The organism is Komagataeibacter oboediens (assembly GCF_018491655.1).
Lineage (GTDB): Bacteria > Pseudomonadota > Alphaproteobacteria > Acetobacterales > Acetobacteraceae > Komagataeibacter > Komagataeibacter oboediens.
Map to the genome: position 1 here is coordinate 1 of NZ_JABLUU010000010.1, position 23,421 is coordinate 23,421.

Genomic DNA, 23,421 nt, shown 5'->3' on the forward strand with positions numbered 1-23,421 from the left:
CCCCATGCACCAGGGCGCAGTCATCCACAGCAAGGCTTCCTTACAATTTTCAACCGTAGCAAAGGAGTCGCCGCCTGTAGGCTGGTGATTGCCGGCAGGACCGCTTGGGATGTGAAAATGATGGGGGTGAGTCTGAGGGTTTGGAACAGGGCCAAACCGCGTTCAAACCGGTCTGGACGTGTCAGAACGTCCCCGGAAAGCGCATCGCTCATCATGGGTTTAATCGTGGGTTCAGATTTGAAGAAATCCGTAACCTACTGATTTAACACTAATTTTTAAGGAAAGGTGGCTCCCGAAGTAGGACTCGAACCTACGACCCAGCGATTAACAGTCGCTTGCTCTACCAACTGAGCTATTCGGGATCAGCGTTGAGCAGCTTATAGCCACACAGGCGGGGGGGCGTAAACCCCCCTTTTGAACTTTTTTTCAAAAAGGGGAAAAAGGGAACCCGGACCGGCTAAAAGCACGGTAGAGCCTTCGCGGAGCAGGAGAAACTGTAGGCAATGGAAGAAGATAACAGGGCAGGGCAGCCAATGCGCCTGCTGCGTCGGGCCGTTGTGCCGCTGCTGGTCGGGGCAGGGTGCGCCGTCGTGGGCGGGCAGTGGCTGCAAAGCCGGCAGCAGGCCCGCATCGTGCGGCATGATGATGAACTGCTGGATGGCGAACCCCATGACCTGACGCTGTCCTGGCCTTCCGCTCAGGCCTCGACCCTGTACAATGTCGCCCTCAGGCAGGACTTCTTTTCCCAGTATCATCTGGATGTGCACCTGCAGCCCGGCGCGCTGACGGGGCGGGACGCCATTGCCGACCTGCAGGCGGGCCGCAGCATGGCCGCGGTGGCCCCGGTGCTGTCATGGCTTCAGGCCTATCAGGCGAATGCGGACCTGCCCGCCCGGCTGGTCATGGGGCTGCAGGCGGGGACATTCCGCCTGCTGGTGCGCAGGCGGCTCAGGATTGCCAAGATCGAGGACCTGGTGGGCCGCAGGATCGCCGTGCTGAATGCGGACATGGCGGACCGGCTGTTCTTTTCCGTTATCCTGCGCCGCAAGGGCCTGAACCCGGATACGGCGCCCGACTGGGTGATCCTGCCCCCCGACCAGATTGACGACGCCCTTGCGGCAGGCACGGTGGATGCGGTGGCGCTGCATGACCCGCTGGCGTGGCAACTGCTGAACAACCGGGCGCTGGATATGGTTGAACTGGTCAACAGCGTGAAGGGCCTGTACGCGGAACGCACGAATCTGGCGCTGGGCGTCTCGACGGACCTGCTGGACCGGACGCCCGGTGCTGCGGTGGCGCTTGTGCTGGCGCTGTCACATGCCGCGCGCTGGCTGCCCGAGCACATGGCGGAAGCGGCCACCCTGCTTGATGGCCGGGTGGATGGCATGGATCAGGACACGGTCCTGCAGATGATGCGCCATGAAGTGTTGGGCATAAGCCCGGTGGGCAACGACCTGAAGATCCAGATCGCGCGTTATGTCGATGAGCTCAAGCTGCTGGGCCAATTCCCCGACAGCCTTGATTCCGCAGGTTACGCCCGTCGGATTTCAGCCGATATCCTGCATCACGGGCATGGTGGAAAAGGTGGTGCAGGGCAGACGGGCTGAACTGCGGATACGGCGCGCCGCCCATTATATCCGTCCGGCAGCCCCATGCATGGGCTGCCGGGATGGGACGACTTTACCACGTATAGCCAATGCTTGCCTGCGCGTTGCGACGTTCGCCGTAATAGCACCATTCCTGATTATAGGAGGCATAGCTCAGGCAGTTCGCGACATAATTCTTGTCAAATAGGTTGCGGACACTGGCCGCGACGGTCCAGCCATGCAGCGACGGCGAAAGGTTGGACAGGTCATAGCGGGCCGATGCATCAAACACGGCATATTGTGGCACCCAGACGCTGCCGTAACTGGCCTCGCCACCATAGGATTTGTTGGAATAACGCATGCCCCCACCAAAGCCGAGGCCTTTTACCGGGCCGGATGGCATGGTGTAGAACGCGAACAGCGAGGCATTGCCCTTGCCGGACTGGATCAGCGGCTTGCCGGTCGAATCATCATGGACCTTCTGCACGCTGACCGCTGCGGTGATCATGAGGTTCCTGAACGGTTCGGCATGGGCTTCGAATTCGAAGCCGTCCGAATGTACCTTCCCGCTTTGCGTGCTGTAGCCCAGGTTGCCCACGGCAACCAGAACGTTGCTCTGTTCAATATGAAAACCCGCGGCCGTCAGCAGCAGCGACGTACCCGGAAGCTGGTATTTCAGTCCACCCTCAAGCTGCTTGCCAAGGGAGGGATCGGCCTGGCGGAACGTCTTGCCGCCATCATTGGAAACAGTGCCCGACTGCGGCTGGAATGATGTCGAGTAGCTGACATATGGGGCTAGCCCAAAGCGGAAATGATACAGGCCCGAGGCGCGCCATGTAATCTGCCGCGGACTTTCCGCCGAGGATGAGTGAGAGATGTATTCGTTCTGCTGTGACCGGTACCAGTCATTACGCAGGCTACCGGTCAGGACCAGTCCACGCCAGTGCATTTCATCCTGCGCGTACATGCCGATCTGGTGCGAATTGGTCTGGTAATTCACATATGGGCTCATGGCGGGAATGACCATGTGATAGTCCGGGTGCAGGACGTTCAGGTCGGGCGCGCTGCCATAAAATCCCTGTTCGGACGCGCTCTGCTGCATGTAGTCGAAGCCGAACATCATCGTATGCCGTACGGGGCCGGTACGGACATGGCCCTTGAACTGGCTGTCGAATGTCAGGTTATGCGTATGTTCATTCGTCCCGAAGGCGGAGCGGCTGAGCATATCCTCGCTTGTGTAATACCCGTTGTTATACACGCTGCGATAGATGGTCTTGATGTCGTCATACCGACCGCGGCTGGTGAAGCTCCAGTTGTCATTGAAACGGTGGTTGAAGATATAGGTGATGCTGCCCTGCCGGCGGTTGAATTTCTCGAACGATACATCGCCGTCATAAAAATCTCGGGGCAGGTAGCCATATGACGCGGGTTTGAGCGACCCGACCAGCGGCTCACCGCCATAGGTGCCATTTTCCGGATCGTACTGGTAATTGCCCAGAATGGTCAGCGTCGTCGGTCCATCCCCGCCGAAGGTAAAGGAGGGGCTGATGGAAAAGCGCCGGCTTCCCGTCCGGCTCATCTGGCTGTGCTGGCCATTGACCGTGCCGTACAGGCGATAGCGCACAAGGCCATTATCCGTCGCATACCCACCAACATCGGCATCCACGCGATAGAGGTCGAACATGCCGCCCGTCGTGGTGACGCCACCATAGAACTTCTGGTCGGTCGGCAGCTTGCTGGACAGTGCGACAAGGCCACCGGGGCTGGACTGGCCATACAGTGCAGATGCCGGTCCCTTCAGGATCTCGACCCGTTCCAGCCGGGATGTATCGGTCTGCGCTGTGGCATAGCCCGTGGGGCTGTCCTGCAGCTTGAGGCCGTCAAGGAAGGTCGGGACCGTAAAGCCGCGCAGGGCAAACTGGTCATAGCGCGTGCCTTCGCCCCCGCCACGCAGGTCCGGGGTAATGCCTGCCGTGTACCGCACGGCCTGGTTCAGGTTCAGTACCCCGCGCACGTCCATTTCGTTGCGGGTCACGACCGTCACCGACTGGGCGGTTTCAATCAGCGGGGTATCGGATTTCGTTGCCGAGGACGCGACCGTTGACGGCCTGCGTGCATGCACTTCCAGCTTTTCAGCCCGTGCGGTGGTCGTGCCCGGCTGGTCGGTCGCCTGTTTCGTGGTCTGGGTCCGGGCCGGATGGGTAGAATCGGACGTATCGACCGGATTCGCCGCAAGGGCATTCCCTGTCACCAGAAGGGAAAGCGGAAACACATAAAAAACCCTGCTGCGCTGCATGCCTGACCTCGTTCTTGGCGTTTTCTGCCGTTAGGAGGTGGGTTCTTAAGGTTAATGAGAATCATTTGCAACATATATCAAAACGTGTCAGCACGAATGGCAAGATCCGGTGGAGCGTTTTCTCTCAGTTTGGCAGCAGGGCCACAGTCAGCCGCACCGACCGGTCAACAGGTACGCAGGGAGTGAATGCGCCGTGCAGACCGTCCGGCAGGATGACGGGATGTGTCCAGACCAGATGATTACGGTCATTGCGACGGGCGGACAGGTGTTCCGGTTTTGGATAATGCATCTTCCTGACTTCCCCTTGGGGGAGGGGCGTAGGGGCATGGCGCGCAGCATGCACGACCGTATTCAGCAATGCGTATGCTAATCAGAACAAACCGTTTGAGGATGTTCAGCCGAATGCGGATGATGGCATGAACAGGCAGCTTCATGATGCCCTGCGCCAGAACGCAACCGTATGGTTGACGGGGGCATGACCGCGGAAACTGACCATGAACCATTGGTTGCCACAGTCATGTCCGTCGCGCGCGCACAGGCACAGCCCATGGAGCGTACGGATGAATATGGAACCGCCGCAACGACGGTACGCGCGTTTTATACAGCGCTGGGCGACGGGCAGGGGGACGATGCTTCAGCCATGGTCATCCCGGATAAACGCTCCAGACCGGCATTTTCTACCGCAGGCCTGACCGGGTTTTATGGGCGGCTGGCAGACCCCATCCACCAGGTGGATATTACAAAGGAAAACGCCGGCACGTTCCTTGTCCATTGTCACTATGCAACAAAATCATGTGTCTGTAATGGCGCGGCAATAATCACGACAACCATTCGCAACGGACGGAATTTCATACAGGGCATCCGGGCACTGAACGGCTGCCAGGTATTACTCTGGCAGAATGTGTGGGGATGCGATCGGGAATGACCTGTCATATTGCTGACAGGCCGGGCCGAGCTCATCCGGTGCGCCTTCTTTCCGTCCAGTCGCCGTGTCGGGATTGGAGAAGGGCGTAGGTCAGATCATGGACAACAGGGTTCTGCGGTCCAGCCCATGTTCGTCTTTCAGAATGATCGGGTTCCGGTTACGCGCCCTACGTGACAGGTGCACCTGTCACGCAGGGCCAGACGGATATGACAGCACGCGATGACGTCGCTGCGGGCAGGCTTTGCCGATGCCCGGTTTTTTGGAACCGGGCAGATGCACTGGTGCAATGACCGGCGTGCCCTCTGTCGGCATCTGTCCCGCGCCTCAGCGGGTGCTCCCCTTCAACTGACATATCCCGGAACTGAAGCGAAACGGGATATGTCTCATTTATGGGCATCAGGACGTTCCGCCCTGAGTGCCCGTTCGCCAAAAACAGCAGGTCCAGGCCCTAGCGCACGTCGCGGTAATAGGGCTGGGCCAGCGCCGCAGGGGCGGCCATGACCCGCCGCATGCGGTGCCACACCACAACCGGCACGATAATGAAGGCCATGGTGCCCACATACGGCAGCATGTTCAGGAATGCCGGATCAATCGGCCAGTTATGGGCCTGCCCGACAAAGGACAGAGCCGTCACCAGCCCGAACAGCAGCGCGGACAGGGTCACGATAACCGGGCGGTACCCCGCAAAGATCACCAGCGCCAGCGCGATCCACCCGCGCCCAGCCACCATGCCTTCCGACCACACGGGCACATAGGTCAGCGTCAGGTATCCCCCCGCCATGCCCGCCATCGCGCCGCCAAGCGTGACGTACCAGAACCGCATGGCCATGACCGGAATACCGGCCGCATCCGCCGCCGCCGGGTTTTCCCCCACCGCGCGCATGTTCAGCCCGTGGCGGGTGCGGAACATGACAAAATGCACCAGCGCGGGCAGGATGACGTAAATCGGCACGATCAGGATATTCTGCCCGAACAATGCCGGACCAATGACCGGAATGGACGACAGCAGCGGCACGGTGACATGGCCAAACGTTGTCGCAACCGGCTGCCCGGCATAGTTGTGGCCAAGTGCTGTGGACAGCCCCAGCCCCATGAAGGTCGTCGCCAGGCCACACAGCACCTGGTTCGCCCGCATCACCACGGCCCCGAACGCAAACACCATGCCGCCCGCCGCGCCGACCAGACCGGCGACCAGCAGCCCGACCCATGGCGAGGGAATGGACGCCACGGTCATGACAGCCGTGACTGCCCCCAGCGCCATAAGCCCTTCCACGCCCAGATTGGTCACGCCAACCCGTTCGGCCAGCACTTCGCCAAGGGCGGCCAGCGCCAGCACGCCACCCGCCAGCACGGCGGTGGCCAGCATACCCGTCAGTAGCGTGATCATGATGCTTTTCCCTTTGGCGTGGCGCCCGCCACCGGACGGTAATGGGCCAGTTCGTCGCCAATGGCGATCATGAACAGGATCAGCCCCGTAATGGCGAGGACAACCGACGCCGAAAGCTGCTGTGTCTGCATGACAATGCCCGAATCAAGGATCAGCGCCATAAGCAGTGCTGCGGGAATGACGTTCAGGCACGACCCGCGCGCCAGAACCGCCACCACGATCCCCAGATAGCCAAAATTGTTGGCCATGCCGCCCTGCAGCCGGTGGACCGTGCCCGCGACCTCAAACATGCCCGCAAGACCGGCCAGCCCGCCCGACAGCAGCATGACCGAAATGATGCGCAGCCGCACCGGAATCCCGGCATAGCGCGCGGCTTCGGGGTTGGCGCCACCAATGCGGATTTCATATCCCCACCGCGTGCGCGACAGCACCAGCGCCAGTCCGATCACGATCACGATGGCCACCGGAAAGCCCCAGTGCACGATGCCCCACATTTCGGGAATGGAAACCGACAGGCGCTGCGTCGATACCTGCGCCCCGCTGATCCGGTCCCGCCATGGCCCGGTGGTCAGGTAATAGGTCAGCAGCGAGGCAATGAAGTTGAGCAGCAGCGTGGTGATGATTTCATTCACCCCGGCATAGGCCCGCGCCAGCGTGGGCACGGCAATCCATGCCATGCCGCCAAGGATGCCCGCAATGGTCATGACCGGCAGTACCATGATGGCCGGGCCATGCAGCCCCAGGGCAACGCCGGTCGCGGCAATGGCGCCAGCATAGAACTGGCCTTCCGCGCCGATGTTCCATAACCCGATCGTGCCGCATACGGTTACCGCCGCCCCCGTCAGCAGCAGCGGACACATGAACAGGGCCAGATCCTCCAGCCCGAAGCGTGAACCAAGGGTGGAGCGCAGGATCAGTTCCGCCAGCACCACCGGGCTGTGTCCCGACAGCGCCAGCACGCCCGCGATGATGCACAGCGACAGCACGATGGCCGCCAGCCGCAGCACAAGAATGCGTCCTGCCGGTGCACTGGGCAGGCGCTGGAAAGCACGTGTCGCCATTACTGTGCCGCTCCCGATTGGGTGTTGGTGGCGTCCCGGCCACCCATCAGCAGGCCGATGGTGGCCATGTCGGCTGCCTCGGCATCAATTACGGACATGAGCCGCCCATGGAACATGACCCCGATCCGGTCCGATACATTCAGCAGGTCTTCCAGGTCTTCGGATATGAACACGACCGCAACCCCCTGGTCACGCAGGTCGGTCAGGTATCCCAGCATGGTGGCGATCGCCCCGATATCTAGCCCGCGCGCGGGGTAGGCGGCCACCAGCACCCGGCTGGCGATACGGATTTCACGTCGCGCCACCAGACGCTGCTGATTGCCGCCCGACAGGTTGCGTACGGGCATGGCGAAATCGGGAATGGTGACCTGCGCCAGTTCCGCGATGTCGCGCGCCAGCCCGCTCGCCGCCTGCGCATCATACAGCCCGTGTGTCCCGATGGGCGGGTACGGATATTCACGCAGCGCCATGTTGGCGGTCACCGACAGCGATGGCGCCAGCGCGCTGCGCAGCCGGTCCTCGGGGATATGGCCTACACCCGCCTGTACGAACAGGGCGGGGTCCGCGCGATCCACAAGGTTGCCGTCCAGCAGGATTTCGCCCGACGTGCGGGCCATTAGCCCCGTCAGCACATGCGTCAGTTCCCGCTGCCCGTTGCCCGCGACCCCGGCAATGCCCAGGATCTCCCCACCATACAGGTCAAGGCTGACATCACGCAGCGTATCCACCCCGCGGTCATCGCGCACGCTGACATTGCGCAGTTGCATGACCGGGTCGGTCGCGATGGGGGCGGCGCCTTCGGGGCGCGCGCGCATGTTGCGCCGGACAATGTCACGTCCCACCATGGTCGCAGCCAGCATGGACGGGTTGCAGTCCGCCGTATTGAACGTGCCGACCTTGCGCCCCCCGCGCAGGATGCTGACGCGGTCCGAAATCTCCATCACCTCGTCCAGCTTGTGACTGATGATGATGACGGCGTTGCCCTGCGCGCGGAAGGCCCTCAGCGCGCGGAACAGCTCGCCCGTCTCCTCCGGTGTCAGCACGGCGGTGGGTTCATCCATGATCAGCAGGCGGGCCTTGCGCGCCAGCACGCGCAGGATTTCGACACGCTGCTGTTCGCCAGCCGACAGGTCGCATACGCGGGCATCGGGCCGGACGGGAAAGCCGAAGCGTTCCGAGATCTCGCGCGTGCGGGCTTCCATCACGGCGGGGGAAGCGATGCGTGGCGCTTCATCCCACCCCAGGTGGATGTTTTCCGCCACAGTAAAGGCCTGCACCAGCTTGAAGTGCTGGTGCACCATGCCGATCCCCGCGCGGATCGCTTCCTGCGGGGAGGTAAAGGTCTGGCCGTAACCATCAAGGATGATCTCGCCTTCCTCCGGCTGGTAAATGCCGGTGACGACGTTCATCAGCGTGGACTTGCCAGCCCCGTTTTCCCCCAGCAGGGCATGGATCTCACCCGGCCAGACATCCAGGTCCACGTCCTTGTTGGCGATCACGCCGGGGAAGAATTTGCCAATGCCGCGCAACTGCAGGACCGGCGGCGTGCCGGGGGCGACCCCGGCGGGGGCAGGCTGCTTACTCAAGGCCGGATACTCCCGCGACAGCCCAGTCGCTATGGTAGATTTCAAGGTCGCTCAGCGTCACGCCATCGGGCACGCGCAGGCGGCCATGGTTGTCATGGATCGGCCCGCGGAACGGGTTGTAGCCCGCCAGCATGCGCGTGCGCATGGCGTCGGCCTGGCGCGCGACCTCGACCGGAACGGTCGGGCCCCAGGCATCACGGTCCACGCCATGGCCCAGCGTCAGGAAGCGCCCCTGTGGCTGCCATGTGCCCGCCAGCAGGTTGCTTACCTGTGAGATATAGAAATCATTGAAATCAAGGGCCACGGAACTGACATAGGCTTCCGGCCCGTAATCCAGCATGCCGGTGTTCCACATCGCCGCTTTCAGCCCGCGCTGCAGGGCCACGCGCAGATAGGCCGGTTCATCCATGATTCCGCACAGGAAGTCGCACCCGTTATCCGCCAGCGCCGTGGCCGCCTGGGTTGCGGCCTGCGGGTCGAACCACGCGTTGATGGTGATGCTCTGCAATGTCACCGACGGATTGACCGACTGCGCGCCCAGCAGGGTGGCATTGGCCGAGGCATAGACCGAGGGGATGGGAAACGCGCCCAGAAAACCGATCTTGCCCGTGCGCGTCATAAGGCCCGCGGCAATCCCGATCACGTAGCTGGCATACCAGTGCGCCACGTAATACCAGCCCAGGTTGCCGGTCACATTCGTGCCGTCGCATTCCATGAAGGCCACATCGGGCGCGCGGTCCGACACGTCCTTGATGAAATCACCGTATTCGGAGGTCGCGAATACCATCTGCGCGCCTTCGGCTACGAACTGCCGGAAAATGCGTGTGGCATCGGCGGAATAGGGGACGCTTTCGACATATATGGTGCGGATTTTCGGGAATGCGCGGCGCACGGCCTGCACCCCACGGTCATGCACCATGGACCAGCCGCCATCGGTAATCGGCCCGGTATGGCCGAAGCCGATAATGGCGTCGGCTTCCGCCAGTGGCCTGCGCCATGCGGGCGTGGCCGCCGCGCGGGCCGGTCGCAGCAGGCCGGAACCGGCCGCCCCCGCCATGCCCAGCAGTGCCCGGCGCGTTGTCAGTAACCGCCCCCGCGGTCCTGAAGCTGTCATAAGATGTTATCCCCTTGATAATCCATGCCGTATCCCCCTGCGGCAAGATGGCGTGCTGACCTGTTCGGATGCTCCTGTCGCTGCGTTGTCCAGTGTGCCGTACCTAGTAAACGTTACGAGGCAGGTACATGCAAGACCATCGCGCAGCCTGTGGTCCGGCCCGGCGCATCAGGCGGGATCGGTCCCGGCCGGCGACATGCCCGCCAGCGTGCGCCAGCTGGCCTCATCCATGGTGGCAACACCCAGTTCGGTCGCCTTGCGCGCCTTGGACCCGGCCTTTTCCCCCAGCACCACAAGGTCGGTTTTTCTGGAAACGCTGTCTGATACGCGCGCACCCAGCCGTTCGGCCACGGCACGGGCCTCGGGGCGGGTCATGGTGGTCAGCGTGCCGGTAAAGACGATGGTCTTGCCCGACAGCGCGCCTGCGGCCACCATTTCCTCATCCGTGACCTGCGTCAGCACCGATGTCAGGTCATCCAGCGTCGCGCGGTTATGGGATTCGGCAAAGAACGACACCAGTTCATCCGCAATCGCCGACCCGATGCCGGTGATCGAGCCCAGTTCCAGCCGCTCGTCCGATCCGATGACGGCGGCCTTTTCCATCTGCTGCCGCCAGTTGGCCATGGACCCGTAATGCCGCGCCAGCAGGCGGGCATTGTTGATGCCGATGCGGCGGATGCCCAGCGCGTAGATCAGGCGCGACAGTTCGATTGTGCGCCGCGCCTCGATCGCACGCACCAGATTGCGGGCCGATACCTTGCCCCATCCGTCACGCGCCGCGATGTCCGTTTCGCGCGCGGGCAGGCGGAAAATATCGGCGGGCGTGCGCAGCCATCCCAGTTCGTGGAATTCCACGATCGTGCGGTCGCCCAGCCCGTCAATGTCGAATGCATCGCGCGATACGAAATGGATCAGCCGCTCCACCACCTGCGCGGGGCAGGTCAGGCCGCCCGAACACCGCCACACGACCTCGCCTTCCGGCCGTTCGGCATGTGCGCCACAGATCGGACAGGTATGGGGGAAGTGGAAGGGCGGGCGGTCATGGTCGCGCGGCAGCACCACACCGGTCACCTGCGGGATCACGTCGCCCGCGCGCTGCACATGCACAAGATCGCCCTCGCGGATGTCCTTGCGCGCGATCTCGTCTTCATTGTGCAGGCTGGCGCGGGTGACGATCACGCCACCCACATTGACGGCCTCCAGGAATGCCACCGGCGTCAGCGCCCCGGTGCGGCCAACCTGTATGTCGATTTTTTCAAGGCGGGTGACGGCCTGCTCTGCTGCGAATTTCCACGCCACCGCCCAGCGTGGCGCACGCCCCGCGAAACCAAGCCGGTCCTGCAGCGCGCGGTCATCGAGCTTGTACACAACGCCATCGATATCATAATCCAGCGCCGAGCGTTCCAGCGTCAGCCGGTCCATGAAGGCTTCGGCCCCTGCTGCATCCTTCACCTGTGTGCTGAGTGGATTGACCACAAATCCCCATGCCGCAAGCTGTTCAAGGTAGCCGTGATGGGTCGCGGCCAGTGGCGCGTCACAGAAGCCCGCGGCATAGGCGAACAGGGAGAGCGGACGCCGGGCCGTCACCGCCGGATCAAGCTGGCGCAGCGACCCGGCCGCAGCGTTGCGGGGATTGGCGAAGGGTTTTTCCCCCGCGCGTTCCTGTGCCGCGTTCAGTTCCAGGAATGCCTGCTTGGACAGGAACACCTCGCCCCGGATTTCGATCAGGTCGGGGAAGGGGGCGGGCAACTGTTCGGGAATGTCCTTCAGCGTACGCAGGTTGGCGGTCACGTCCTCGCCTTCGGTGCCGTCGCCGCGCGTGGTGCCACGCACGAAACGGCCATGTTCGTAGGTCAGGCTTATGGACAGGCCGTCAATCTTGGGTTCCGCGACAAAGGACAGGGCGCGGGCCTGATCCTCCCCCAGCCCGAGGAAACGGGCGATGCGGCTGATGAAACCTTCGAATTCCTCCCGCGAGAACACATTGTCCAGCGACAGCATGGGCACCATGTGCCGGTGGCGGTGGAAGGGACCGCTGGCGGGCGCGCCGATTTTTTCCGCCGGGCTGTCAATGCGGCGCAGGCCGGGAAAGCGCGTCTCCAGTTCGGTATTCAGCCGGCGCAGCCTGTCATACGTCGCATCATCAACCAGCGGCGCGTCATTCTGGTGATAGGCCGCATCCAGCGCGGGCAGCACGGTGGCAAGCCGCGCCAGCACCGCTTTCGCATGGGGTTCGTCCTGTTCCATTGCGGTCGCGTCGGCCAGCAGGCGGCGCGCCTGTTCGGACAGGGAACCGGATGACGGGTCATGGGGCATGTCAGACCCCTTTCAGCAGGCTGTCGGCCGCGGCGCGGGCGGCGGGGGTAATGGTGTCGCCAGACAGCATGCGGGCGATTTCCTCGCGCCGTGCCTGCGCATCCAGCGGTGCGGCGTGGGTTTCGGTGCGGCCCCTGTTCACGCTTTTGCTTATGCGCAGGTGGGCATCGCCCCGGGCCGCGACCTGCGGGCTGTGGGTAACGACCAGCACCTGCACACTGCGGCCCACGGTATAAAGCCGTTCCCCGATGGCCGACGCCGTGGCCCCGCCCACGCCGGAATCCACTTCGTCAAACACCAGCGTGGGAATGGCCGACCGACCGGCCAGCACCACCTTCAGCGCCAGCATGAGGCGGGAAAGTTCGCCCCCCGACGCAACCTTGGCCAGTGGTCCCGGCGGCTGTCCGGGGTTCGCCGCGATCAGGAACGACGCCTGTTCCTTGCCCCGCGCGTTCCATGCTTCCGCCTCCAGCGGCAGGAGCGAGACGATAAAGCGCGCGCGTTCAAGCTTCAGCGGCTTCAGTTCCGCCATCACCGCCTGTTCCAGCCTGCGTGCCGCCTTTTCCCGCGCGGCGGTCAGTTCCAGGGCGACCTCTTCAAACCGGGCGCGGGTTTCGGTCACGGTTTTTTCCAGCACCTCGATGCGGGCATTGCCCGAATCAAGGGCGGCCAGACGGTCGTTGAAAGCCGCGAGCAGCCCCGGCAGTTCCGGCACCGACACGCCATGCTTGCGCGCTTCGGCACGTAGGGCGAACAGGCGTTCTTCCGTCTGTTCCAGCAGGCGCGGGTCGGCCTGCGCGTCCGATGCAAGGCGCGAGAGCATGCTTTCCGCTTCCGCCAGTGCTTCTTCCGCGCGTTCCAGCGCGTTCAGCGCTTCCTGCGCGGCTTCCTGTTCGGCCGCCCCGACGGCTTCGGGGTTCAGGTCGGTGGGGGCGGGCAGCAGGCGTTGCAGGGCACGGCTGGCGTTGCGCAGCGCCGATGCGGGACCAGGGGAACGACGGTCCCGCGGGGCGAGATCGGCCAGGGCCGCCGCGATCGCTTCCGCCCGGCGTTCCCCCTGCTGCAATGCCTGGCGCAGGCCGGCAAGCTGGGTTTCCTCATCTTCCTGCGGGGCGAGGGTGGACAGATCGTCCACCGCCTGCCGCAGCCAGTCTTCCTCACGCGCGGCATTTTCCATTTCCGCCCGCGCGGCGGCCAGTGCAGCCGTGGCCTCGATCCATTTGCGATAGGCCCCGGCGGTGCGGGTGCGCAGGGGGCCCGGCACGCCAAAGGCATCCAGCAGGTCCAGATGCGTGGACTGATCGGCCAGTCCCATCTGCTCATGCTGGCCCTGTATTTCCACCAGCAGGGTCGCCGCCCTGCGCAGCAGGCTGACGGCCACGGGCTGGTCATTGATATAGGCGCGCGATCGTCCATCCGTGGTCACGACCCGGCGCAGCAGCACGGGTTCACGCACGTCATCCAGTACGATGCCCTGTTCACTGAACAGCTGGTGCAGGGGGTGATCCGGTGCGATTTCAAAACTGGCGCTGACGCTGGCCTGCTCACACCCGGCACGGACAAGGGAGGCACTGGCCCGTTCCCCCAGCGCCAGCCCCAGGCTGTCCAGCAGGATGGACTTGCCAGCCCCGGTTTCCCCCGTCAGCACGGTCAGGCCGGGGGGAAAGGCCAGATCCAGTTTTTCGATCAGGACCACATCCCGTATCGAGAGCTGTGTCAGCATGCAGGCTTCCCGTTCAGCACAGATAATCGTTGGCGGAAATCAGAAAACCGAATGCCACGCCCGGGAAAATACGTTCCGTCCCTGCTTGTGGTCCTTGCCGGTCGCGCCCTTGATCAGGTTATGCGCGCGCAGGTGATCGTAGGCGTCTTCATACCATTTGCTGCTGGGATAGTTGTAGGCCAGCACCGCGCCGGTCTTGCGCGCCTGTTCCAGCAGCCCCATGTCCAGATACACTTCCACCAGCCGTTCCAGTGCCTCGGGCACGTGGTTGGTGGTCTGGAAATCCTGCACCACGCGCTGGTAGCGGCCGGCGGCGGCGAGGTAGTCGTTCTGCTGCTGGTACCACCGGCCCACCAGCATTTCCTTGCCCGCCAGATGATCGCGGCACAGATCGATCTTCAGCTGCGCGTCACGGGCGTAAGGGCTCTGGGGAAAGCGGGTGATGACTTCTTCCAGCGCGTCCATGGCCTCGATCGTGCCCTGCTGGTCACGCTGCACGTCGGCCACCTGTTCATAATAACACAGCGCGCGCAGGTAGAAGGCATAGGCCGCGTCCGCGCTGGTGGGGTGCAGTTCCAGGAAGCGGTCAAGCTGCTGCACCGCTTCGGGGTATTTGTTCAGAAGGTAGTTCGCATACCCTTCCATCAACTGTGCGTTGGCGGTGTACTGGGAATAGGGGTAGTTGCGCTGCAGGGTATCGAACTGGTTGACCGACAGCAGGTACCGGTCCGAACGCAGGGCGTCCACGCCGTTGTTGTACAACGTTTCGGCCGAGCCGACGCGCGGCGCGCGTTCGTTGATGGTGCTGGCGCTCTGTCCGCACGCGGCCAGAAGGCCGGCAAGCGGCAGAAGGGCCAGCCAGGGCGCTGTCGGGCGCGGGGCGCGCGATGGTTGCGAAACGTAGTGTGATGTGCGTGCGAACATACCCGGCTCTTCCAGTTACGGAAGCTTTATATCATGTGCCGGGGGCGGGTGAAGTCTCCGCGTGCGGTTTTCGACCCGTCCCATCAGGCTGCCCGGTCGCGCGGGGCGGTAAGGGATGCGTCAAGCGGGGCGCGCCGCCAGTTCGCCTGTTCGGCAAATACCTTGCGCAACAGGCGGTTGTTCAGCGTATGCCCGGACTTATGCCCCCGGAAATGGCCGTTGACCATGCCCCCGGCCAGATACAGGTCGCCTATCGCATCAAGCACCTTGTGGCGCACGAATTCATCGGGGTGGCGCAGTCCCGACGGGTTCACCACGCTGTCGCCATTGACGACCACGGCGTTATCCAGCGATCCGCCACGGGCCAGCCCGACGGAATGCAGGTAATCTATTTCCGGCTGCAGGACGAATGTCCGCGCCCGGCTGAGATGCTCGCGGAACTGCCCCGGTTCCACGCACGTCATGTAACGCTGCTGGCCAATGGCGGCAGCCGGGAAGTCGATGGAAATATCGATCGTCAGGCCGGGCTGCGCCGTGGGGGACAGTTCGGCATAGGCATCACCGTCTTCCACCCGCACGGTCCTGTTTATGTGGACGTACTGGCGCGGGGCGCCCTGCGGCACGATGCCCGCACATTCCAGCAGGAACACGAATTCCGCTGCCGAACCATCGAATACAGGAATTTCGGGACCATCCACGTCAATGAAGATGTTGTCGACGCCACACCCCGCCAGCCCGGCCATGAGGTGTTCGATCGTGGCGATGCGCTCGGCATGGCCACTGGCGGTACCGCAGCCCAGCACGGTGCTCAGGCATGTATCAACCACCATGTCATACCGTGCAACGACCGGCGGCATGTCAATGTCGGTGCGCCGGAAGACGATACCGGTATTTTCCGGGGCGGGGGACAGCCGCAGGCTTATGCGCGCGCCCGTATGCAGCCCGGTGCCGACGCTGTTGATCGGCTGGCGTATGGTGTGCTGCATCCGCCCTTCATGCCGGGGTTCCGAGATGAAGGGGGCGTGTGTCTGCGGCAGCATGCCGTCCATTGCCTGTATCCTTGACGGAAGAGTGGGAGAACTCACAGTAACTGGCATGTTATCATGTTACTGCCTTGTCCCCCCGCAGGACAGTCAAGGATTATTGCCTATTGTTACCTATCTGGAAGGAAAGCATGGCCAGCCGGTACAGGGCAGGCCATGCACCGGTCGGATCAGGGTGAACGGCGGCGCAGGAAGGCGGGAATGTCCAGTCCGCCATCGTCGGGTGTCGGGTTGCCGCCCGTGTTCTGCGCCGATGGCTGGGACGGCTGCGACGGCTGGGGCTGTACGGCGGGTTCCGTGCGGGGCGCGGGTTCGGGTGCTGCCGGGGTGGAATGGCGGCGCAGCGCGCCGGTCACGATCCCGAACAGGCTGCGCGGCGCGGGCTGGGGTTCCGGTGCGGCGGGCTTGGCGCTTTCGGTAAATAGCGGCGAACGCGGGGAGCCTGCGCGCTGTGCCTGTGCGACATGCGGCGGCACGGCGTTGGGGGACGGCGCCTGCGGTGCGGCGGGACGCGGCTGTGGTGCCGCCGTCGCGGGCTGGCCCACCGGGGCGGCGGGCTGCGGCGGCTGGGTTGCCGCCTGTGCTGCAACGCCAGCGGCTGCCGGGGCCGGGGCAGCCTGTGCATCCGGTGCGGCGGCCTGCGGGGCAGGGGCCTCGGCCTGTGGCGGAACCTGGTGCGTCTTGGGGTGGCCGCCGGGCGGGTTGTCGATGCCCGTCGCCACGACGGAAACGCGGATGCGGCCGTTCAGCGAGGTATCTATGGCCGAACCGAAAATGATGTTCGCGTCTTCCGCCACTTCCTCGCGGATACGGTTTGCCGCCTGGTCCACTTCGAACAGGGTCAGATCCTCGCCGCCGGTGATGTTGATCAGCAGGCCCTGCGCGCCGGACATGGAGGTGTCTTCCAGCAGCGGGTTGGAAATGGCGTCCTCGGCAGCGGCGACGGCGCGGTTTTCGCCCTCGGCTTCACCCGTGCCCATCATCGCCTTGCCCATTTCCGCCATGATGGTGCGGATATCGGCAAAGTCGAGGTTGACCAGCCCCGGTGCCATCATCAGGTCGGTCACGCCGCGCACGCCCATGTACAGGACGTTGTCCGCCATCTTGAACGCGTCTTTCCAGCTTGTGCGCTCATTGGCCAGGCGGAACAGGTTCTGGTTGGGGATGATGATCAGCGTGTCAACGAACTGCTGCAGTTCGGCAATGCCCGCTTCCGCCGATTTCGCGCGGCGGTGGCCTTCGAACGTGAACGGCTTGGTCACCACGCCTACGGTCAGGATGCCGCGTTCGCGCGCCATGCGCGCAATGACGGGGGCAGCCCCCGTGCCGGTGCCGCCGCCCATGCCTGCGGTGATGAAGACCATGTGCGCGCCATCAAGGTGGCGGGACAGTTCATCACAGGCTTCTTCCGCTGCGGCGCGGCCGATTTCGGGCTTTGCCCCCGCGCCAAGGCCCTGCGTCAGGTGCGGGCCAAGCTGGATGCGGCGGTCGGCGCTGCTGTGGGACAGCTGCTGGGCATCGGTGTTGGCGACAACGAATTCCACGCCCTGCAACTGCGAATGGATCATGTTGTCCACCGCATTCGTACCACCGCCGCCAACCCCGATCACTGTGATGCGGGGCGTGAAATCGGAATGATTCTGTTGCGGGATGGTCAGGTTGAGGGTCATGCTTGGCTCCCGATGGATTGGGGTAGGCGTGCTGGCATACTAACGGCAAAAGTACAATAAAGGGTTTTTACGCAAGATCATACCCTGTCGCGTATGAAATCCACGAAACGTCTGACAAGGCTGCCGGGGCGGGTATCACGGACGTCGGGTTCGCCCATTTCATCCGCTGCCCCCGCGGCCCAGGCCAGAAGTCCCGCGGATGTGGAGAACATCGGCCACGTCGCCGCGTTTTCGGGCAGGCCGACAATGCGCCGCGGACGGCCAAGGCGCACCTGCCGGTTCAGGATACGCGCCGCCATCGGCCCGATTCCCTCCAGCAGCGATCCGCCGCCCGTCAGGATCACCCGCCCGTCCGACGCGGGGCCGACGGCGGCCATTTCCAGCCTGTCACGTACCATCTCCAGGGTTTCCTCCACGCGCGGATGTATGATCGAGACAATCTTTGCGCGGGGAATTCTGACATAATGATGGTCGTTGTCACCAATCAACTGCACAAGAATGGGATTGTGATCGTCGCCCGCCAGAAGTTCGGCGGACCCGTGCATGGTTTTCAGCCGCTCGGCATTGTCGATGGAGGTGGACAGCCCGTGCGCGATGTCGCGCGTGATGTGCAGCCCCCCCACGGGAATCGTGGCGGTATGCAGCAGCCGGCCTTCACCGAACACCCCGATGGAGGTGGTGCCACCGCCCATGTCCACCACGGTTGCGCCAAGGTTGCGTTCGTCCTCGTTCATCACCGCAAGCCCGGATGCGAGGGGAGACGACACCATGCCCTCGATCTTCAGCTCCACACGCGACAGTACGGCCTCCAGGTTGCGCAGCGCGGTGGTGTTGGCGTCGATCACATGCAGCCGCGCCGACAGCAGGTCACACAGGTGCCCGCGCGGGTCCAGCACTTCCTGCGTATCGTCCACCGCGTAATCCAGCGGCAGGGTATGGATGGCCGAACGCCCTTCCGACACCGCGCGCATGCGGCCCTCGGTTATGATCCGGCTGACATCGTTGCCCGTGATCTCGCGTCCACCCACGGACCAGCGCGCGTTGATGTGCCGGCTTTCGGGGTGGCCGCAGGACAGATTGACGAAAATCGAGTCCCGGCGTTCCGTCGCCATGTCCTCCGCCTGCGCCACGGCGGCGCGGATGGCGCTTTCCGCCTCGCGCAGGTCAACGATTCCGCCCGAACGCACGCCATGCGACCGCCGCCACCCATGGCCGAGGATGCGGATGGTGTTGTCAGGCTCCCCCCGCCCGATCAGGCAGACGATCTTGGTGGACCCGATATCCAGCACGCTGAACGGTCCCGTGCGCAGCTTGCGTGTCGGCAGGCGTTCGCCCTCGGGGACAAGGGACAGCGCAGGCCGCGGCCGGGGCGCGCGCGCAGGCGTTCCGGCCTCCCGGATGGCGGGAACCGGGGCGGCTGCCGTGGTGGTCTTTGTCGCGGGAAGGGTCGTCCTGACCGGTCCCGGCACTGGATAAGTCATGCCCGCCTCCGTCTTGGACCGGTCTGGGGGGAAGAAAGCCATGGCGCGGAAGTATCCTGATCCCCGGTGGGGTCGGCCTGCGGCGGCGTGTCGCCCTTGTCCCGGTCGGTATTGTCGTTCGGGGCAGGGGGCGCTTCACGCACGATCAGGCGGTCAGGCAGGCGCATGTCGATGGCGATCACCGGCCGGTCCAGTATTTTTATGTTTTCCTGCAATTGTGCAAGACGCTTCAGTGCCGCAACCTCCTGCCCTTCGGGCAGCAGCACGGTCGTGCCGTTGCGCAGCGTCAGGTTCCACCGCCGCTGGCCCACGCGGGATGCGGCCACGACATGGCTGCGTACCTCCGGCTGGGCCGACAGTTCATCAATCAGGGCGGCGGCGGCGGTGTTGGCATCGGGGCCAACAACCAGCGGCAGCTGCATGAAGGCTTCGGCGTCCTTGCCGGTCATGCCCTGGTCGCGCACCTGATTGCCTTCGCGGTCGATCAGCATGAAATGCCCGTGGTTCTGCCATACGGCAAAGGGGCGGCGTTCAAACAGGTGGATGATGATGGTGCCGGGCAGGTGACGTTCCACCACCGAATGATCGACAAACGGCAGCGCGTCGATGCGCTCGCGCGCGGCAGCCACGGAAAAGCCGAGGATGAAGTCCCCCGTGCGCACGCCCAGCGCCTGCTGCAGCGAGGGTTCGCTGGTCAGCACGCAGCCCGTCACGTCAATTTCGGTAATGCGCAGCGGCAGCATGTTGATGATCCGCCCGCGCAGCGGCGCGAAACGCGGGTCAGACCCGAAATGCCGGAACGCCGTAACGCAGCCCACCCCAAGCCCGAGCAGCACCAGCACCAGCAGTAACGGACGCAGCAGGCGTTTCTGGCGGCGCAGGAAGATCGAAAGCCGGGAAGGGCGGTCGCTGCTGTCGGTCGGTCGCCTCATGTACGGCAGGTCGCGTGGTCGATCATCCACTGGCACAGCGCGGCATAGTCCATGCCGCAGGCCGCCGCCTGTTCCGGCAGCAGGGAGGTTGGCGTCATGCCCGGCTGGGTATTGGTTTCCAGAATGACAAGCCGGCCGGGCCGGTCCGCCCCCGCCGTGTCGTCATAACGGAAATCCGTGCGGCTGGCCCCCCGGCAACCCAGCGCGCGGTGGGCGGCCAGCGCCAGTTCGCGCGCCTGTTCAAAGGCTTCGGGATGGATGCGCGCAGGCAGTTCATGGCATGACCCGCCAGCGGCGTATTTGGCCTGATAGTCATAAAAGCTGGGGCCGCTGCCGGTCGGGGTGATGTCGGTCACCGTCAGAGCACGGTCTTCCAGCACGCCCACGGTCAGTTCCCGTCCCGGAATGTATTCTTCCACCAGCATGTGCGTGCCGAACGTCCATCCCCGTGCCAGCGTTGCGCGGCGGTTGCTGCCGGGGTGGATGATGTCAACGCCGACCGATGACCCTTCGTTCAGCGGCTTGACCACGTACGGGGCGGGGATCGGGTCCGCCGGTTCAAGCTGCGTGGGTGTCAGGACCAGTCCGGCGGCGACAGGCAGCCCCGCGGCCATGAACACGGTGCGGGCCGCGTCCTTGTCCATGGCGGTGGCCGACGCCCGCACGCCGGAATGGGTGTAGGCGATGCCCATCCAGTCCAGCACGCCCTGGATCGACCCGTCCTCGCCAAACCTGCCATGCATGGCGTTGAACACCACGTCCGGGCGGTGGGCCTGCAGGTCGCTTACAATGGCCAGCAGGTCCGGGCCCGCGTCAATGCAGCGGACGTCATGTCCAAGCCCGCGCAGGGCATCGGCCACGTTGCGCCCGCTGGCAAGGCTGACCTCGCGTTCGGCGGACATACCGCCCATCAGTACGGAAACCCGGCGGGCCGTCATGCGCTTTCTCCCATCCTGTGCGTGGCGGGGCGACCGATGCGTTTGATTTCCCAGCGCAATGTGACCGCCGTGTGGTCATGCACGCGCTGGCGCACGGTATCGCCCAGCTGCTCAAGATCGGCTGCGGTTGCGTTGCCGGTATTCAGCATGAAATTGCAGTGTTTTTCACTGATCTGCGCACCGCCCACCGTCAGGCCGCGACAGCCGGCCGCATCAATCAGTTCCCATGCCTTGCGTTGCGATTCGTCAGGGGCGGGATTGCGGAAGGTGGAGCCGCCGGTCCGGGCACGCACAGGCTGCGCCGCCTCCCGCGCCGTGCGGATTTCATCGATTCGCTGGCGGATGATGGCAGGCGGCGCCACCATCGCGTTCAGCCGCACCCGCACCACGACCGACTGCGGGGGCAGGGTGGCGTGGCGGTAGCCGAAATCCAGCGAGGCTGCAGGCAGGCGCAGAAGCCTGCCATCACGCGTCACCACTTCCACCCAGTCCAGTACCGCCGACATGTCCGACCCGTATGCACCCGCGTTCATGGCCACGGCCCCGCCGATCGAACCCGGAATGCCCGCAAGGAATTCCAGACCCGACAGGCCCGCTTCCGCCGCGTGTTCGGCAACCGTCATATCCAGACAGGCTGCGCCCACGACCAGCCCGTCACCATCACGCGTGATGGTGGAAAACCCGCGCGCAAGGCGGATGACCATTCCGTCGATCCCGCCATCGCGCACGATCACGTTGGAACACGCACCCAGCGGCAGGACGGGAACCTCCAGCGGCAGGCGCTTCATGACCTGCGCCAGGTCCTCGGCGCTGGCGGGCTGGAACAGCAATTCCGCAGCCCCTCCCACACGGAACCACGTGCGCGGGCCAAGGGGGGCCTGTGGCGTCAGGCGGCCACGCGGGCGGAAATCATCCGTGTCCAGAACCTGTGCCCATTGCGGCAGTATGGCGGGGGCGGTGGTCATGAATGGGCGTCCGCCTTCTGGGCCGGGGCGTGGGCGATGCCCTGCAGTTCCGCCAGCTGCGCGGGCAGCGCCTGCGCCCAGTTGGTGATGCTGCCCGCACCCAGGCAGACCACGAAATCACCCGGCCGGGCGATGGCATTGATCATTTCCGCAAGGTGTTCCGGCCCCGGTAGCGGTACGACGGAGCGGTGCCCGCGTTCGCGCAGGCCCTCGACCAGCGCATCACGGTCAATGCCTTCGATCGGCTGTTCGCCCGCGGCATAGACATCAGCGATGATGACGGTGCCCGCGTCGTTCATGCAGGTGCAGAATTCGTTGAACAGGGTTTTCAGCCGCGAATACCGGTGTGGCTGCATGACCGCGATCACGTTGCCGGCCCCCGCCTGCCGTGCGGCCTTCAGCACGGCGGCGATTTCCACAGGGTGGTGGCCGTAATCGTCGATGATGGTGATGCCGCCGGTTTCCCCCGTGCGGGTGAAGCGGCGCTTCACCCCACGGAACGCGGCAAAGGCGGAGCGGATCGTGGCGTCGTCTATTTCCATCTCGGTGCCCACCGCAATGGCCGCCAGCGCGTTCTGCACGTTGTGGTGGCCCAGCATGGGCAGGCGGAACGGCCCGGCCCGGCGCGAACGGTTGCGGTTGCGGTTGGTGATCACGACCTCGAACGTCGCCCCCAGCTTGTCGGTAATCACCTTTTCCGCGCGTACGTCCGCCTGTGGGGAAAAGCCGTAGGTGATGATCCGGTGGTCAGACAGGCGCGGGATCATCTGCTGCACGGCGGGATGGTCGATGCACAGGACGGCAAAGCCGTAGAACGGGATGTTGGAGACGAACTGGTCATACGCCGCCTGCATGGCTTCTTCAGTGCCCCAGTGGTCCAGGTGTTCGGGGTCCATGTTAGTCACGACCGTAATGACGGAGGGCAGGCGCAGGAAGGAGCCGTCGCTCTCATCGGCCTCGACCACCATCCAGTCGCCCGACCCCATGCGGGTGTTGGTGCCGTAGGCTTCGATAATGCCGCCATTGATGACCGTGGGGTCCAGCTTCGCCGCTTCCAGCACGGCGGCGACAAGGCTGGTGGTGGTGGTCTTGCCATGCGTGCCACCCACCGCCACCGACCACCGCAGGCGCATGAGTTCCGCCAGCATTTCCGCCCGCCGCACCACCGGGATCAGCCGCGCGCGCGCGGCCACTACTTCAGGGTTGTCGCGCTTGACGGCGGTGGAGGTCACCACGACCTGCGCATTGCCCAGGTTGGCGGCGTCATGGCCGATGGTCACGGGAATGCCGGCGGCGCGCAGGCGCGCGACATTCGCACTTTCGGCAATGTCGGAACCCTGCACCGCATAGCCAAGCATGTGCAGCACTTCGGCAATGCCGGACATGCCAATTCCGCCAATGCCGACGAAGTGGATGGTGCCAATGGAAAGGGGCAGGGCTCTCATGTAATCAGGTCTCCGTGTTCGCGCAGGCG

The 23,421-nt window shown here is 64.2% G+C and carries 17 protein-coding genes and 1 tRNA gene; 2 read left to right on the forward strand and 16 right to left on the reverse strand.

The window, feature by feature from the left end; genetic code table 11:
- Positions 1-286 precede the first annotated feature (286 nt).
- Positions 287-362 (reverse strand) — tRNA-Asn (locus HNO79_RS09600).
- 141 nt (positions 363-503) lie between these two features.
- Between HNO79_RS09600 and HNO79_RS09605 the strand changes: the two genes are divergently transcribed.
- On the forward strand, positions 504-1,607 hold the full coding sequence (locus HNO79_RS09605; protein WP_214164843.1) for an ABC transporter substrate-binding protein: 1,104 nt from the start codon (positions 504-506) through the stop codon (positions 1,605-1,607).
- A gap of 73 nt (positions 1,608-1,680) precedes the next feature.
- On the opposite strand, the gene HNO79_RS09610 is transcribed toward HNO79_RS09605, so the two are convergent.
- Positions 1,681-3,882: a TonB-dependent siderophore receptor gene (locus tag HNO79_RS09610; protein ID WP_010512991.1), complete on the reverse strand. Its 2,202-nt coding sequence runs from the start codon at positions 3,880-3,882 to the stop codon at positions 1,681-1,683.
- Between the two features lie 475 nt (positions 3,883-4,357).
- Between HNO79_RS09610 and HNO79_RS09615 the strand changes: the two genes are divergently transcribed.
- Entirely contained in the window at positions 4,358-4,807 is a 450-nt protein-coding gene (locus HNO79_RS09615) for a hypothetical protein (RefSeq protein ID WP_214164842.1), read from the forward strand.
- Positions 4,808-5,255: 448 nt separating this feature from the next.
- Here HNO79_RS09615 and HNO79_RS09620 read toward each other — a convergent pair whose 3' ends face one another.
- From HNO79_RS09620 to murC, 14 genes are all read right to left on the reverse strand, one after another.
- The gene (locus HNO79_RS09620) at positions 5,256-6,194 is read right to left on the reverse strand and encodes an ABC transporter permease (protein WP_010512996.1); all 939 of its coding nucleotides are present in this window, start codon (positions 6,192-6,194) and stop codon (positions 5,256-5,258) included.
- Positions 6,191-7,255, reverse strand: a complete 1,065-nt coding sequence (locus HNO79_RS09625) for an ABC transporter permease (protein ID WP_010512997.1) — start codon at positions 7,253-7,255, stop codon at positions 6,191-6,193. The genes HNO79_RS09620 and HNO79_RS09625 overlap by 4 nt, the downstream gene beginning before the upstream one ends.
- Complete coding sequence (locus tag HNO79_RS09630) at positions 7,255-8,841, reverse strand: ABC transporter ATP-binding protein (protein WP_214164841.1); 1,587 nt, start codon at positions 8,839-8,841, stop codon at positions 7,255-7,257. The genes HNO79_RS09625 and HNO79_RS09630 overlap by 1 nt, the downstream gene beginning before the upstream one ends.
- Positions 8,834-9,955: a BMP family ABC transporter substrate-binding protein gene (locus tag HNO79_RS09635; protein WP_048857185.1), complete on the reverse strand. Its 1,122-nt coding sequence runs from the start codon at positions 9,953-9,955 to the stop codon at positions 8,834-8,836. Before HNO79_RS09635 ends, HNO79_RS09630 begins: the two co-directional genes overlap by 8 nt.
- A 168-nt stretch (positions 9,956-10,123) precedes the next feature.
- Positions 10,124-12,271: an NAD-dependent DNA ligase LigA gene (ligA, locus tag HNO79_RS09640; RefSeq protein WP_214164840.1), complete on the reverse strand. Its 2,148-nt coding sequence runs from the start codon at positions 12,269-12,271 to the stop codon at positions 10,124-10,126.
- 1 nt (position 12,272) lies between these two features.
- Positions 12,273-13,994, reverse strand: coding sequence for a DNA repair protein RecN (gene recN, locus HNO79_RS09645; RefSeq protein ID WP_048857183.1), 1,722 nt, complete (start codon positions 13,992-13,994; stop codon positions 12,273-12,275).
- Between the two features lie 39 nt (positions 13,995-14,033).
- Positions 14,034-14,918, reverse strand: a complete 885-nt coding sequence (locus tag HNO79_RS09650; protein ID WP_214164839.1) for an outer membrane protein assembly factor BamD — start codon at positions 14,916-14,918, stop codon at positions 14,034-14,036.
- An 83-nt stretch (positions 14,919-15,001) separates the two neighbouring features.
- Positions 15,002-15,967 (reverse strand): UDP-3-O-acyl-N-acetylglucosamine deacetylase, encoded by a 966-nt coding sequence (gene lpxC / locus HNO79_RS09655; protein WP_216630151.1) that lies wholly within the window; start codon positions 15,965-15,967, stop codon positions 15,002-15,004.
- Positions 15,968-16,131: 164 nt separating this feature from the next.
- The gene (gene ftsZ, locus HNO79_RS09660; protein ID WP_214164837.1) at positions 16,132-17,631 is read right to left on the reverse strand and encodes a cell division protein FtsZ; all 1,500 of its coding nucleotides are present in this window, start codon (positions 17,629-17,631) and stop codon (positions 16,132-16,134) included.
- A gap of 77 nt (positions 17,632-17,708) precedes the next feature.
- A complete protein-coding gene (gene ftsA, locus HNO79_RS09665; protein WP_010513006.1) occupies positions 17,709-19,112 on the reverse strand; it encodes a cell division protein FtsA in 1,404 nt (467 codons plus the stop codon).
- Entirely contained in the window at positions 19,109-20,044 is a 936-nt protein-coding gene (locus tag HNO79_RS09670) for a cell division protein FtsQ/DivIB (protein WP_214164836.1), read from the reverse strand. The genes ftsA and HNO79_RS09670 overlap by 4 nt, the downstream gene beginning before the upstream one ends.
- Complete coding sequence (locus tag HNO79_RS09675; RefSeq protein WP_200409526.1) at positions 20,041-20,982, reverse strand: D-alanine--D-alanine ligase; 942 nt, start codon at positions 20,980-20,982, stop codon at positions 20,041-20,043. The genes HNO79_RS09670 and HNO79_RS09675 overlap by 4 nt, the downstream gene beginning before the upstream one ends.
- Positions 20,979-21,947, reverse strand: a complete 969-nt coding sequence (gene murB, locus HNO79_RS09680; protein WP_244987496.1) for a UDP-N-acetylmuramate dehydrogenase — start codon at positions 21,945-21,947, stop codon at positions 20,979-20,981. Before murB ends, HNO79_RS09675 begins: the two co-directional genes overlap by 4 nt.
- A complete protein-coding gene (gene murC / locus HNO79_RS09685; RefSeq protein WP_010513011.1) occupies positions 21,944-23,392 on the reverse strand; it encodes a UDP-N-acetylmuramate--L-alanine ligase in 1,449 nt (482 codons plus the stop codon). The genes murB and murC overlap by 4 nt, the downstream gene beginning before the upstream one ends.
- Positions 23,393-23,421 lie beyond the last annotated feature (29 nt).